This is a genomic window from Gloeomargarita sp., assembly GCF_053491055.1.
The window spans coordinates 1-14,057 of record NZ_JBRCEP010000015.1 but is presented as its reverse complement, the minus strand read 5'-3'; the positions used below and the strand labels follow the sequence as shown (position 1 = coordinate 14,057).

The window sequence follows — 14,057 nt, the reverse complement described above, 5'->3', positions numbered from 1 at the left end:
AGCCCTTGCCAAGCCACCATCCCCAACGCATAAAGGTCGCTGGTAAACTACCCGACTCCGACCGCTAAGCGGTACGGAGCGGGCTTAAGCGCTACGCGCCGCTGACGCGAACGGTAGCCCTGCAGTTGGCAAGCCAACCACAGACCCCCCTCCTGTCCCCCCGTATACGGGGGGATGTAGGGGGGCTGGTTTACAGCGGCCCCCAAAAGCGCAATCACGTTGGCACCGTTCAAATCTGCATCCCCTTCCCAGCCACAGGCCGGGTTGACACAGCGAAAACGCTTCCCTTCCCGTTGCCCAATCCACAAACACCGGTGGCAAGTCTGCGAGCTGTAGGCAGTGGGTCATGTCGCTATTATATATCATCGACCGCATTCCTCCCGACTCTGACCCTACGGGTACAGGGCGGGCCTCCTGCGGTTTCTAGCTGAACAGACATCTGGTTCCTGGGATATGTCGGGGTCAATCCGCAAACCCAAAAAACATCGAGAAGTGTTTCCTTGGTGTACTTTTGAGCAAACGATTCAAGTACCCACTCAGAAATTAGACACTTGGTGGCAAACGGCGGGATTTCCCCAGATTGATTTTATTTGGGCGGATGTACAAGGGGCAGAAGTTGATTTAATTCAAGGGGGAAAAAAGGCTTTGGCGCACACCCGTTACCTTTACACGGAATATGCCAATGTGGAGCTATACGAGGGGCAGATTCCCTTGCGAGAAATTCTCAGATTGCTCCCGGATTTCCAACTTGTCTATCGCTTTAGTGGTGATGTTTTGCTCAAAAATAAACGCTTAAAAAACGCTTAAAATTAAGAGAGTAAGCGGGTAGGGAGCAGCAGAGATGGAACCCATTCGGTTTGGCACAGATGGCTGGCGGGGGGTGATCGCCCGGGAGTTTACCTTTGCGCGGGTGGCCCAGGTGGCCCAGGCCGCAGCCATGGTCCTTGCGCGCACGCACGGGGATACCACCGCCCCCCTGTTGGTCGGCTATGACCGGCGGTTTTTGTCCCCGGAATTTGCCCACACGGCAGCCCAGGCGGTGGCGCAAGCAGGATTTTCGGTACGTTTGGCGACCCAACCAGCTCCCACCCCGGCGTTGAGTTATCAGGTGCGCCAGCAGCAGGCGATGGGGGCGTTGGTGGTCACGGCCAGCCACAATCCCTCGGAGTACAACGGCCTGAAGGTCAAAGGGAACTTTGGCGGCTCGGTCCCCCCGGAGGTCACCCGCCAAATCGAAGCCCAGTTGGCGCAGCCGCTTAGCCCGCACTCCGGCGGTGGGATTCAGGCGTTTGACCCCTGGCCGGAGTATCTGCATGCGTTGCACAAGCAGGTGGATGTCCCGCGGATTCAAGCGGGTTTGGCGGACTGGCGGGTGTGGGTGGATGTGATGCACGGGGCGGCAGCAGGGGGGTTGACCCGCATCCTGGGAACGGCGGTGCAGGAATTGCGCACGCAGCGGGATGTGCTGTTTGGCGGGCATCCGCCGGAACCCTTGCCTCGCTATTTAGAGGAATTGCGGCGCACCCTGCAGGGGCATACGGGCAACCAGGTAGGGCTGGCGTTTGACGGGGATGGGGACCGGATTGCGGCGATGGACGGGCAGGGAAATTTTCTCTCGCCCCAGGTGCTCATCCCCCTGTTAATCCAGCATTTGGCAGAACACCGGGGCTTGACCGGGCGGGTGGTGAAAACCATTAGCGGCTCGGAATTGATTGCCAAAACGGCGGCCTATTACGGGTTGCCGGTGGTGGAAACCCCGATTGGGTTTAAGTACATCGCCCAGGAGATGCTCCAGGGTGGGGTGCTCCTGGGCGGGGAAGAATCGGGTGGGATTGGCTACGGGCACTATCTGCCGGAACGGGATGCCCTGTTATCGGCGCTGTATCTGCTCGAAGCCATTGCCGTCACCCAAAAACCCCTGGAAGTGCAGTACCGAGAACTCCAACAAAAGCTGAATTTTGTCAGTACCTACGACCGGATGGATGTGCCTTTAGCTGGCGAGGGAGCCCGGGAAGCACTGCTCGAACGACTGGCAACCCAACCGCCTACCCAAATTGCCGATATGCCGGTGGTCAAAACCTGGAGCGGCGATGGGTACAAGTTTTATCTCAGCGACCAAAGTTGGTTGTTGATTCGCTTGAGCGGCACAGAACCCCTCCTGCGCTTGTACTGCGAATCATCCACCCCCGCGCAGGGGCAAACCATCCTCACTTGGGCGCGCCACTGGGCGGAATCCAGCGCACGATGAGGGTATCGCCCACCTTGAGACCCAACTGCTGTGCCCGACCGGGCGCCAATTCGATGACGCTATCTACGGGCATATCCGGGCCATAGGTGGGGCAGCGGGGCGTCGTGCAGGGCGGCACGCGGGAATAAATGGCCAGAATTTTATGCTCATGGAGAAAAACCATATCAATCGGGGTACGCATATTTTTCATCCAAAAGCTGACCGGACGGGGGGGGTAAAAAGGAAAAAACATCCCCCGGTTGGGTTCGATGCGTTCCCGGTACATCAACCCCAGGGCCTGTTGCTCCGGTGTCCAGGCCACTTCCAGGAGAATCCGCTGGCCGTTGTGCTGGAATTGGGCGCGCACGGGCAGATGTTGGGGGGTTTGCGCCAGGGTGAGGGCACTGCCTAGCCACCCCCAGATCAGCAGGCTGCCGAGCCAGGCCTTAGGGTTCCCGCAGGACATAGCCCACCCCCCGCACAGTTTGAATCAGATGTTTTTCCCCCGGTTGGGCCAGTTTCAGACGCAGGTAACGGATGTAAACCTCGATGACATTGGATTCATGCACGGATTGGTAGCCCCACACCTGCTCCATGATTTCTTCGCGGGTGAGCACCCGCCCCGGATTCTGCATGAGAAATTTGAGCAGGTCAAATTCTTTCATGGTGAGTTGGATTTGCCGCTGTTGGCGCAGGGCGACGCGGGTGTTCAAATCCAGGGTCAAATCCGCAAAGGTCAGGCGTTCCCCCGGTTCGGTCTGGGGTTGCACGTACAGCTTGAGCCAGTGAATGAGGTCTTTGCAGGGATAGGGAGCGCTGAGGTAGTCCCAGGCCCCCACTTCCAAGCAGGTGATCCGTTCGGCCAGACTGTCGCCCTGGGTGAGCAGCAAAATCGGCAGTTGCGGGTAGGTGCGGCTTACTTGGCGGCAGAGGTCCAACCCGGCAGGGCTGGCTTCCACGATCAATAGGCTGACGGTATGGTTGGCCAGATGGGCAAAGACCTCGGCGGTATCCGTCAGGGATTGACAGGGATAGCCTGCTTCATTGAGTGCAAGCGCCAAGCGTTGCCGGAGCGAGGCGTCACTGCTAACCAGTAGTACACGCGCCGCACTGGATTCGGTCATAGAAGGGAGTTGCGAGGCCCGAATATCTGTTACTATACCTGGCTTTGGCCGCGAACGCATGGGACCAGAGCGCACTACACTGGGATTAGGACTGCACGATGACCGTCATGTTCCTGGCGATTGCCAATCACAAAGGGGGCGTTGGCAAAACTACTTCTACCATAGCACTGGGCGGTTTGTTGGCCGAGGTGGACAAGTGTCTGGTGATTGACCTGGACCCCCAAGGGAATCTCACGACGGGTCTGGGGGTCGAATTAAACGGCGAACAACCGGGGGCCTATCACTGGCTCACCGGCCAAGTGTCCACGGCGCAGGTGATTCACCAAACCGCCAGCGGGGTGTATCTTTTGCCTGCGGATGCCCATCTGACCCGCGCGGAAATCGAGTTGTTCCAAAAAAGTGGGGCCTTTTACACCCTGCGGGACCGCCTGGCCGACTGTCGGGGGCAGTTTCGCTATGTGTTGATGGATTGCCCGCCCAGCCGGGGGGTGTTGACCATCAGCGCGCTGGCTGCCGCCGATTACGTGCTCATTCCCGTCCAATGCCAATTTTTCGCCTTGAAAGGCCTGGCGGCTCTTTTGGAAACCGTCAACCAGGTGCAACGCCGTCTTAATCCCCGTCTGCATCTGCTGGGCGTACTCCCCACGATGGCCGAACCGCAAACCATCATGACCCAGGATGTCCTAAAAGCGCTCAAGGCCCAGCCGGATATTCGCGTGTTTTCCCCCATCCCCAAATCGGTCAAATTTGCCGAATCCAACCTGGCCGGGGAGCCAATTCACCGCTACACCAACGAACGCCGCCTTCTGGAACCCCTGCTGGAATTGGTGCACTTTATCCAAATGCAAGAAACGCCGTGAAACCCCGCCCCCGCCTCACCGAGGACAACAACCCCCTCAACCGCCGCCCCGCTCCTGCTGGGGATGACCTGGCACCGCCGGGGACGACACCCCCGACAACGGCATGGGTGAGCTACCAAATCCCCGCCCACCTGCAGCAGGCCTTGCACGCCCTGCACCGGCAATGGCAAGCCCACAGGCCCGAATTGACCGAGTCGCAACTGGTGGCGTTGGCCCTGCAATCCTTTTTGGCCCAGGCGCGCCGCACACCTCCCCCTTTGCCCCCGGCGACAACCTCGGAGGATGTGATGGGTTACTTGGACTAGGAGGGCAGGCGTTAAACGTCAGTCGAAATAAAACAGGGTGACAATTTTTCGTTGCTCTTCCGCTTCCCGACAGGTCATCATGAGCGTGTGACTATCGTGAAACGCAAAACAAACCAACTGCTGGCAGCGGGAGACAATCTCGCTGTTGCACAAAGTACTGGCTTCGGCCAGAGATAAGTTATCGTATTCCGGCTTTTCAACCAGGTGCATCACCTGCTTGAGCTGCTCTTGGGACTCCGGGGGTTGCTTGTGCAAACTTTGGGGCAAGATCACCGTTAATAAATTGGGGTCTGCCCGCATCGCCCCCCGAATCACCGCCGCATTCACCCCCGTTGCCCCGGAGGTCAACACCCGATTGCCCGCCAAAACCAGCGCATAGGCCAAAAGTTCGATCAAATACTGATGGGTAATGGGAACGTGACGGGAACCCAAAAGGGCAATGCGTTTCGCGCCGGTTTGCTGGATGGCGGCCAATTCCGCCAAAAATTCATCGATTTTCGGGGGGTCAAACGTGGAAGGCAAGGCGGAATTCCTGATCAATCCCGTTTCATACTATAGCAGATGGTAGCCCGCAGGCAACTACACCGGCGCCCGGCCATAAAAGGGTACGGCTGCCGACCAATGCGGACGTTCCCCGGCCTGCCACAGGTGCATCGCCCAGCGCAACAGGGGTTCTGCCGGTGCCTGGGTATGGATGTCCCCGACCAGCCGCAAGGGGGTCGGCCAGGTCGCAAGCAATTCCTGCCAGGCTGAGGGCGTAAACACCTGATCGGCCCAGAGGGCGTGCCCTTGCTGATAAATGCCCCCATACAGCCAATCAAGGCCCGCCGGCCAAGACACCGCCACCGGTTCTGACCAGAGCCAACTGGCAACCCCCAAGGTGGACAGGGCAAACAGGGGCAGATGCAATTCCTGCGCCAACACCCGTGCCGTCACCAGGCCCAAGCGCAAAGCCGTGAAGGAACCAGGCCCCCGCGTGACCGCCAAAAACGCCACATCGGACCACCGGTAGGGCGACAGGAAGTGGGCCAACTGCTGGTGGAAATAGCGGCTGGTGTCCTGTCCCCAGGTGTACGTTGCCGTGCGCAGCGGTTCCCCCACCCGCCCCATCGCCAGCCCGACCGTGGCGCCGGCTGTGTGCAGGGCGAGTCCGAGGGTCACGTGGGCACCGGTTCCCCTGGCCGCAACCGACTCCAGCGCCCCGCATCCAGGCAAAAGGAGTCACACCCCACCACATCCCACTCCATCTCGATCACTTCTGACCGGGAACGGATGTTGACATTGATGGTGGGAGATACGGGTGCAAAGGTGGGTGTGTCGGTCAAATGGGGTTGCTGGTGTTGGCGTTCCACCTCATGATAGGTGATGCATTGGTCCACATAAGCACAATTCACACAAATACACATCGTCGCGCTTCCCCCAGGGCGGCCTCAACCATCCTACTGCTACTTTAACCCAGGAGCCGGGGGTCAGGGCTGAGCGCCAAAAATTTCTTCCAACAAGTCCGGGTTGGTGGTAGGAGGCATGGTCAACTGCACCCGCCGTAAACGGTCTGCCGCCGTGTCTTCCGGGAGAATGGCATCGGTCACAATCGCCTCGTGCAAATTGACGCCGGTGAGGTTGGCCCCGCTCAAATTGGCTTCGGTCAGGTTGGCGCCTGTCAGAATCGCACCCCGCAAATTCGCCACAATTAAAAAGGCCCCCCGCAGGTTGGCACCGGTGAGGTTGGCGCCGTAGAGATTGGCTTCGATCAAATTCGCACCGCTGAGGTCGGCGCCGCTGAGGCCCGCCCGGGTCAAATCCGCCCCCCGCAGATAGGCTTTGCTCAAATTTGCCTGGTCGAGTTTGGCCCCATTCAAATTCGCCATGTACAAATCCGCAGCCCGCAAGGTGGCCCCGGTGAGGTTGGCGCCGCTGAGGTTGACCCGACAGGCCACCGCATAGCTGAGATTGGCTTTTTCTAACTGGGCCAGCAATAGGTCCGTGCGAAACAAATTGGTGCGGTTCAAACTGGCCCCGTTGAGGACAATCCGGCTCAAGTCCAAACGGCTCCAATCGGCGCCATCAAAATTGCGCTCCCCACTTTGATAACGCTCTTGTAATTCCCGCTGCATCTGAAGCATGGCTGACCCGACCCCCCCCATAAGGGGCATTTTACTCCAGTTCCTGGGCGACTTGAGCGACGGCAGCGACGACCTGCTGGATCAATTGTTGCACCTGCGCCGGTTCGGTTTGGGCACGGGCCAGTGCCTCGAGCTGTTGCGCCAATGCCCGAATGCCTTCGGCCCCCACATTGGCACTGGCGCCCTTGAGTTGGTGGGCTTCGTGGGCGATGGTTTCCCACTGCAGGGGAGTGCTGGCTGCTTGCAAGGCCGCCACCCGCTCCTGGGCGTCGGTGAGGTACAGCCGGAGCAATTCCTCGATAAATTCCGGGTCGTCCCCAAACATTTGGCGCAGATAGTCACGGCTGATTTTCCCCTGGCTGTGGGCATCCATCCTTTCCATAGCGTTATTAGTCCTCCTTGGCCGTTGCCGCCCGCATTTTGGCGCCCCACTGCTGGAGTGCTGCCCCTAGCTGCTCGCGGGTAATGGGCTTACTTAAATAATCATCCATGCCGGCGGCCAAACACTTGTCCCGGTCATCCTTCATCACATGGGCGGTCAAGGCAATAATCACCGGCTGGGGAATAGCCAGTTGCCGAATGCGGCGCGACGTTTCATACCCGTCTAAATCGGGCATCTGACAGTCCATAAGGATAATGTCGTAGGTCTGGTGTTCAAGGCGTTTGAGCACTTCGATGCCGTTGTGGGCCACATCCGCCTGGTAACCCAACTGGCGCAACTGGCCAAGGGCCACTTTCTGGTTGACCAGGTTGTCTTCGGCAAGCAGAATGCGCAAGGGCAAAGCCGCCGGCGCAGGGGGTGGGGGCGGCGGGGGACTGGGGGGTTGCCAGAGTTCTTGCAAGAGATGGACCAGACGTTCCTGGCTCACCGGTTTGGGCAAAAACCCCCGCACCTGGGTATCCAAGGGGGGAAACAGGGTGGGGCTTTGGGTGGAGGTGGTCAACAGCACCAAAGGCAGGGGATGACCGCAGCGTTCGACCAGTTCAGCCGCCCAGTCCGGCCGGGCGACCAGTACCCCCTGGTAGGAGTGGGTATGCAGGTATTCCAGGGCTTGGGGTACGTCGGCACACAAAGTAACCTGCAACCCCAAACTGACACCTTGGTAAAACAGACTGCGGCGGCTGGCGCTGTGCCCATCTACGACCAACAGGTGCGCGCCCTGCCAGGGGTACTGCGGGGGCGGTGGGGGCGCGGTCTGGCGGGGCAAGGTGAGGTCAAACCAAAAACAGGAACCCGCCCCCAAAATGCTATCGACGCCGATGGTGCCCCCCATCAATTGCACCAATTGTTTGCAGATGGTCAAGCCCAGCCCCGTGCCCCCTTGACGTCGGGCCGGTGAGGCATCCACCTGGACAAACCGCTCAAACAGACTGTCGAGTTTGTCGCTGGGGATGCCAATGCCCGTATCGGTGACGCTGAAGTGGAGGGTAGCGCTGGTATCCGTGACGGCCAGGGCATCGACCTGAATCGTCACACTCCCCTGGTCGGTAAATTTGATGGCGTTGCCCACCAGATTCACCAAAATCTGGCGCAGGCGGGTGCTGTCTCCCCGCAGATGCACGGGGATTTCCGGGGGCAACAGTAGGGTCAAGTGCAACCCCTTTTCCAGAGCCAAGGGTGCTTGCAAATCCAGCACCGCTTCCAGGCAATGGCGCAGGTTGAAATCCTCACAGACCAACTCCATTTTGCCTGCTTCCAATTTGCCCAGGTCGAGCAGTTCATTGATCTGGTGCAAGAGAATTTGGGCGCTGGTTTGGATGGTGGTGAGGTAGTCGCGCTGCTCGCGGTTTAAGGGGGTATCCAGCAGCAGTTCGACCATGCCCAAAATGCCATTCATGGGGGTGCGGATTTCGTGGCTGATGTTGGCGAGAAATTCGGATTTGGCGCGGCTGGCTGCCTCGGCGGCCCGGCGGGTTTCTTCCAAAATGCGGTTTTGCTCGGCTAATTGCGCCTGCTGTTGCCGTTCCTGGGCCAACAACCGGGCGTGGGCCAGGGCAATCCCCACCTGGTTGGCCACCTCCTCCAAGAGGCTGATTTCTGCCGGGGTCCAGTCCCGCTGCCGGTCGCACTGGTGCAGTTCGATGGCCCCATTGGGTTCTCCCTGGTAGGAGGTGCGCACGGCCAAGAGCGAACGAATCTGTAATGTTCGGCAGAGGGCTTGCATGGGAGCCAACAGGGGGTCTTGGGTGACATCGGCGGTGACCACCGCTGTATCGCCAGCCAGTACCCGTTGGGCATGGGGATTCCCCTGCACCGGCACGATGTGGGGGTGACTGGCGGCAATTCCCGGAGCGACGTATTCGGCGACCGACACCAACTGGGGGGTGGGTTCCGGTTCATAGACCAACAACAGACAACGGCTGGCTTGCAACACGGGGCCGACCTGCTGCACGGTGGTCTGGAAAATCTGTTGGGCATCCAAACTGTGGCGAATTTTTTCGGTGATCTGCCGCAGCAGCAGGGAGCGTTGCAGTTGTTGGTGCAGGGCCATTTCCGCCTGTTTGCGCTCGGTGATGTCGCTTTGGGAACCGGCCATGCGGTAGGCCTGCCCATCGCTGTCGCGAATCGCCAAGCCCCGGCTGAGCATCCAGCGGTATTCCCCCGCTTCGTGGCGGATGCGGTATTCGCTCTGAAAATACTCCCGTTCCCCCTGGAGATGGGCGGCCAGGTCCTGGCGCACCCGCTGGTAGTCCTCCGGGTGGATGCGGCCAAACCATTCCTCGGGGTCCCAGATGGCCGCTTGCGCCGGCAGTCCCAAAATGGCGCACCAGCGGGGAGACACATAAATCGTGTTGGCTTCCAAATCCCAGTCCCAGAGGCCGTCATTGGCGCCGTTCATTGCCAGTACGTAGCGTTCTTCGTTCACCCGGCTGGCTTCGGCCATCTGGCGGCTGGCCGTAATGTCACTCAAGGTACAAAGCAGTTCCTCCACCTGTCCCTGGGCATCCAGTTCCACCGCGACGCACAGCATCAACCACACCCGTTCTTGGGTATCGGCTCGGTAGAGACCCATGACCACCTGGTTTACCGGTTTGCCGGTACGCAACGCCTGGGCGATGGGGTGGGTCTCCGCAGTAAACAAACTGCCGTCTTCGCCAATGGCATTCCAATCCAGGCGCAACCGGTTGGCGGCCAACAACTGCCGCCCGCTCAATCCCAACAGACGCAGCGCTGTCGGGTTGATCAAACGCACCTCAAGCTGCGGGCCTAAAACCAACACCCCCACCTGCAGGTTTTGGATCAGGCGGCGGTTGCGGGCTTCGCTGGCAGCCAAGGCCCGTTCGGTGGTTTTTTGCTGTTGTTCCAAGGCCCATTGGGTCAACCCCCGTTCCAAGGACTGGGCCAACAACGCGGCCAGCCGCTCTTGGGCAGGGGTCAAAGGTGGCGGGGGTGTAAGCGCTGCAAACCGCAGATACCCCGTTCCTTGCCGGGGTACGTGCACGGGCAGGGAAACCCCTACCTGCACCCCGGCCAGAATCCTCCCTGCCGGCAAGGGACAGTCGCCGCACACCAAGCGCACCGTTTCTCCCTCGGTCCACAGGCCGATGGGCAACCCCAACATCCGACAACCGGCCTCCAAATGGGCGCGGATCATGGCATCGGGTTCGGGGTAGGTCGTTTGCCCAAGGTGTTGCAATTGGCGCAGGAGCGTTTGGGTTGCATCCCCAGAGGGCAAGGGCAACCGTGCCAAGGCAGCCTGCACCTGGGCAAGGGTCAACTGCTGGCGGGGAAGATAGGCCTGCGCGCCCCGATGGAGCATGACCATCGCCAGGGAGCTCTCGCGCGGCCCCAGGACACAGTAGGGCACTTCGGGCCAACTTTGCACCACCTGTTGCTGCCGCTGGAGGTCGCCTGTTTCGCCCAAATCGACCCAAATCACCTGCGCTAGGGGACAGGTTTGGGCAGCCACTTGTGCGGGGGTAAGGTGGTCCCACGCCCAGCCTAGGTGCGTCAGGTGCCGTCCCAATTCTGCGACCAATTGGGCGTCAACACTGACAACAAGGGCCCGTTCCATGCCGCTGGTTTGGTGATAGCTTTCTTGAAAATTCTAACGCCCCCGCACCGACCCATCGGGCATCAGGGTTCCTCGCCACGTGACGCTCGTCAGCAATGCCCCTTGCATCTGCGCCCCGTATAAATTCGCCCCGCTGAGGTTGGCTCCGGTGAGATTGGCGCCCCCCAAATTGGCGCGGGTCAAATTGGCGCCGCCAAGATTGGCCCCCCGCAGGTTTGCCCCGCTGAGGTCGGCCCCACTGAGATTGACATCTTGCAAATTCGCCAAGGACAAAACGGCAAATTGCAGATTGCTCTCGGATAAATTGGCCTGGTAGAGTTGGGCCTTGACAAGGAGCGCCCCTTGAAGATTGGCTTTATGGAAATTCGCCCCGGTTAAATCCGCATCCCGCAGGTCAGCTTTGCGCAGACTTGCCCCTACCACTTCCGCCTGGGTCAGTTTGGCCGTAACCAAAAACGATTCATGCAACACGGCGCCGCTGAGATTGGCCCGCGTGAAATTGCTCAGGATCAAATTGCATTGACTGAGATCGGCCCCCTGCAGATTGGCGCCGGTAAAATTGGCCTGCTGGAGGACGCTGCCTGTGGCTTTGACCCCTGGCAAATTCGCCCCTTGCCAATCGGTTTGGGCCAAATCGCAGCGCAGGCATTCCCCTTGCCGGAGTTTTTGGAGATGCTCCGGGTTGGCTTTGCGAACCTGCGCCTGGGCCACGCCGACCCCGGCAATGACCCCCAGAACTATGCCCAACCACCCTCGCCCCCCTTTCATCCCGCGCTAACCTCCTGTGGGCTCCGGGTTGCCCCCATCCAGACCAACCATTTCTCAGAATCCTTACGATACACTAAACCTGAATCCCGCTGCCTTGGGTTTATGAACGCACTGCCTGCCCAATATTCCCCCCATGCCACGGAGGCCCACTGGCAAGCCTATTGGGAAACCCATCGGGTGTTTGTGGCCGACCCGAACGCCCCAGGGGAACCCTACTGCATCGTCATTCCCCCGCCCAATGTCACCGGCAGTCTGCACATGGGGCATGCCTTTGAACACGCCCTGATTGACGTGCTGGTGCGCTACCACCGGATGTTGGGACGCAATACCCTCTGGTTGCCAGGGACGGATCACGCCAGTATTGCGGTGAGTACTTTGTTGGACAAGGAACTGCAAGCAGAAGGCAAAACCCGCCGCGACCTGGGGCGCACGGCATACCTGGAACGGGCCTGGCAATGGAAAGAAACTGCCGGCAGAACCATCGTGACCCAAATTCGGCGTCTGGGTTTGTCGGTGGACTGGTCGCGGGAGCGCTTTACGATGGATGCGGGCCTTTCGCAGGCGGTGATTTACGCGTTTGTGCAACTGTACCGGGCAGGGCTTATCTATCGCGGCAAATACCTGGTGAATTGGTGCCCGGCCACGCAGTCGGCGGTATCGGATTTGGAAGTGGAACCGCAGGAAGTAGAGGGCCATCTGTGGCATCTGCGCTACCCCTTGGCAAGCGGCGACGGCTTTGTGGAAGTGGCGACGACCCGCCCAGAAACCATGCTGGGGGATACGGCGGTGGCGGTTCATCCCCAGGATGCCCGTTACCAGCATCTGATTGGGCAAAAGGTGGTTTTGCCCCTGATGCAGCGGGAAATTCCCATCATTGCCGACCCATGGGTCGATCCCAGCTTTGGCACCGGTTGCGTGAAAGTCACCCCGGCCCACGACCCCAACGATTTTGCCATCGGCCAGCGCCATCACCTGCCTATGATCAACATCCTGAACCCCGATGGCACCCTCAACGAAAACGCCGGGGAATTTCAGGGCCAAGACCGATTTGTGGCCCGCCAAAACGTCGTGCAGGCCCTGGCAGCTCAAGGTTATTTGGTGAAGGTGGAACCGCACCGCCATACCGTACCTTTTAGCGACCGGGGAAAAGTGCCCATTGAACCGCTCCTTTCGACCCAATGGTTTGTGAAAATTGCCCCGTTGGCCGAAGCCGCCCTGCGGGATTTTGACGAGCACCAGGCCCCCCGCTTTATCCCGGAACGGTGGGGCAAAGTCTATCGGGATTGGTTGGTGAAATTAAACGATTGGTGTATTTCCCGGCAGTTGTGGTGGGGCCATCGCATCCCGGCGTGGTATGTCGTCAGCGCAACCGGTGGGGTGATCACCGACGAGACGCCCTTTGTGGTGGCAGAAAACGAAGCGCAGGCCCAGCAACTGGCCCAAGCCCAATTTGGCAAAGACATTCTTTTAGAACAGGACCCGGATGTTTTAGACACCTGGTTTTCTTCGGGGTTATGGCCGTTTTCTACCCTCGGTTGGCCGGCAGAAACGCCGGATTTTCAGCGCTATTACCCGACGACGACACTGGTGACCGGGTTTGACATTATCTTTTTCTGGGTGGCGCGCATGACCATGTTGGGGCGCTATTTCACTGGCAAAATGCCTTTTCAGACGGTGTATATTCATGGCTTGGTGCGGGATGAAAACAATAAAAAAATGTCCAAATCGGCGGGCAATGGCATTGACCCCTTGGTGTTGATTGACAAATATGGGGTGGATGCCTTGCGTTTTGCCCTGGTCAAAGAGGTTGTCGGCGCGGGGCAGGACATCCGTTTGGATTACAACCGCAAAACGGATGAATCGGCGACGGTGGAAGCTGCCCGCAACTTTGCCAATAAAATTTGGAATGCCGCCCGGTTTGTGCTGCTGCATTTAGAGGGCAAAACCCCGGATGCTTTGCCGCCTATTGACCTAAGCAGGGCAGAGTTGAGCGACCGCTGGATTCTGTCGCGTCATCACCGCACCATTGCCCAGATGAACCAACACTTGCAGGCGTTTCATTTAGGGGAAGCGGCCAAACTTTTGTATGAGTATATTTGGGGCGATGTGTGCGATTGGTATATCGAACTGGTCAAATCCCGTTTGCAAGATGCCACCCAGCCGACGCGCCCTTTGGTGCAAAGCATCCTGGCCCAGCTTTTGGCGGATATCACCAAGCTGCTTCATCCGTTTATGCCCCACATCACCGAAGCCCTGTGGCAGAGTTTGGTGCGCCCGGAACCCGGCGTGAGCTTGGCCCGCCAGCCCTACCCCCAGGCGGAGGCGCGTTATATGGACCCGGCGTTGGAGACGGATTTTGCCCTGGTCATCCAGATCATTCGCACGATTCGCAACCTGCGGGCGATTGCCGAGATCAAACCGGGTGTGGCCGTACCCATCCTCCTGCAAACCCCTTCTAGCGCCGAACAAGCCCTGATTGCCGCCAGCCAGCGCTACATCTGCGACCTGGCCAAGGTCAGCTCCCTCACCTGGGGCCAAGACATCCCGGCGCAACGGCAGACCTTGGTGGGGATCACCGGCACGGTGCAGGTGCTGTTACCCCTGACGGGGCTGGTGGATGTGGCGACCCTGCGG

The 14,057-nt window shown here is 59.4% G+C and carries 14 protein-coding genes and 1 pseudogene; 5 read left to right on the top strand and 10 right to left on the bottom strand.

What is annotated here, in order from left to right:
• Positions 1 to 47: 47 nt before the first annotated feature.
• A pseudogene (locus ACWISF_RS01335) lies at positions 48 to 344 on the bottom strand (zinc ribbon domain-containing protein); the annotation flags it as partial.
• A gap of 109 nt (positions 345 to 453) precedes the next feature.
• On the opposite strand from ACWISF_RS01335, the gene ACWISF_RS01330 reads away from it, so the two are divergent.
• Entirely contained in the window at positions 454 to 807 is a 354-nt protein-coding gene (locus ACWISF_RS01330; RefSeq protein ID WP_448379798.1) for an FkbM family methyltransferase, read from the top strand.
• Between the two features lie 34 nt (positions 808 to 841).
• Entirely contained in the window at positions 842 to 2,248 is a 1,407-nt protein-coding gene (locus ACWISF_RS01325) for a phosphoglucomutase/phosphomannomutase family protein (protein WP_448379797.1), read from the top strand.
• Here ACWISF_RS01325 and ACWISF_RS01320 read toward each other — a convergent pair.
• Positions 2,208 to 2,693, bottom strand: a complete 486-nt coding sequence (locus ACWISF_RS01320; RefSeq protein ID WP_448379796.1) for a DUF192 domain-containing protein — start codon at positions 2,691 to 2,693, stop codon at positions 2,208 to 2,210. The genes ACWISF_RS01325 and ACWISF_RS01320 overlap by 41 nt on opposite strands.
• Positions 2,674 to 3,351 carry a response regulator transcription factor gene (locus ACWISF_RS01315; RefSeq protein ID WP_448379795.1) on the bottom strand — a complete coding sequence of 226 codons (678 nt, stop codon included), beginning with the start codon at positions 3,349 to 3,351 and terminating at the stop codon, positions 2,674 to 2,676. The genes ACWISF_RS01320 and ACWISF_RS01315 overlap by 20 nt, the downstream gene beginning before the upstream one ends.
• 98 nt (positions 3,352 to 3,449) lie before the next feature.
• On the opposite strand from ACWISF_RS01315, the gene ACWISF_RS01310 reads away from it, so the two are divergent.
• The gene (locus ACWISF_RS01310; protein ID WP_448379794.1) at positions 3,450 to 4,211 is read left to right on the top strand and encodes a ParA family protein; all 762 of its coding nucleotides are present in this window, start codon (positions 3,450 to 3,452) and stop codon (positions 4,209 to 4,211) included.
• A complete protein-coding gene (locus ACWISF_RS01305; RefSeq protein ID WP_448379793.1) occupies positions 4,208 to 4,516 on the top strand; it encodes a hypothetical protein in 309 nt (102 codons plus the stop codon). The genes ACWISF_RS01310 and ACWISF_RS01305 overlap by 4 nt, the downstream gene beginning before the upstream one ends.
• An 18-nt stretch (positions 4,517 to 4,534) precedes the next feature.
• Here ACWISF_RS01305 and ACWISF_RS01300 read toward each other — a convergent pair whose 3' ends face one another.
• The 7 genes from ACWISF_RS01300 to ACWISF_RS01270 all read right to left on the bottom strand — a co-directional run bounded on the left by ACWISF_RS01300 (position 4,535) and on the right by ACWISF_RS01270 (position 11,423).
• Positions 4,535 to 5,038 carry a DNA recombination-mediator protein A gene (locus ACWISF_RS01300; RefSeq protein WP_448379792.1) on the bottom strand — a complete coding sequence of 168 codons (504 nt, stop codon included), beginning with the start codon at positions 5,036 to 5,038 and terminating at the stop codon, positions 4,535 to 4,537.
• Between the two features lie 57 nt (positions 5,039 to 5,095).
• The gene (gene tsaB / locus ACWISF_RS01295; protein ID WP_448379791.1) at positions 5,096 to 5,677 is read right to left on the bottom strand and encodes a tRNA (adenosine(37)-N6)-threonylcarbamoyltransferase complex dimerization subunit type 1 TsaB; all 582 of its coding nucleotides are present in this window, start codon (positions 5,675 to 5,677) and stop codon (positions 5,096 to 5,098) included.
• Positions 5,674 to 5,922 (bottom strand): Ycf34 family protein, encoded by a 249-nt coding sequence (locus ACWISF_RS01290; protein WP_448379790.1) that lies wholly within the window; start codon positions 5,920 to 5,922, stop codon positions 5,674 to 5,676. The genes tsaB and ACWISF_RS01290 overlap by 4 nt, the downstream gene beginning before the upstream one ends.
• 63 nt (positions 5,923 to 5,985) lie before the next feature.
• Positions 5,986 to 6,639 (bottom strand): pentapeptide repeat-containing protein, encoded by a 654-nt coding sequence (locus tag ACWISF_RS01285; RefSeq protein WP_448379789.1) that lies wholly within the window; start codon positions 6,637 to 6,639, stop codon positions 5,986 to 5,988.
• A gap of 31 nt (positions 6,640 to 6,670) precedes the next feature.
• Positions 6,671 to 7,021, bottom strand: a complete 351-nt coding sequence (locus tag ACWISF_RS01280) for an Hpt domain-containing protein (protein WP_448379788.1) — start codon at positions 7,019 to 7,021, stop codon at positions 6,671 to 6,673.
• Between the two features lie 7 nt (positions 7,022 to 7,028).
• A complete protein-coding gene (locus ACWISF_RS01275; RefSeq protein WP_448379787.1) occupies positions 7,029 to 10,655 on the bottom strand; it encodes a response regulator in 3,627 nt (1,208 codons plus the stop codon).
• 33 nt (positions 10,656 to 10,688) lie between these two features.
• Positions 10,689 to 11,423: a pentapeptide repeat-containing protein gene (locus ACWISF_RS01270; protein ID WP_448379786.1), complete on the bottom strand. Its 735-nt coding sequence runs from the start codon at positions 11,421 to 11,423 to the stop codon at positions 10,689 to 10,691.
• A gap of 102 nt (positions 11,424 to 11,525) precedes the next feature.
• Here ACWISF_RS01270 and ACWISF_RS01265 point away from each other — a divergent pair.
• Positions 11,526 to 14,057: valine--tRNA ligase (locus ACWISF_RS01265; protein ID WP_448379785.1), on the top strand; the 2,532-nt coding region annotated here is incomplete at its 3' end.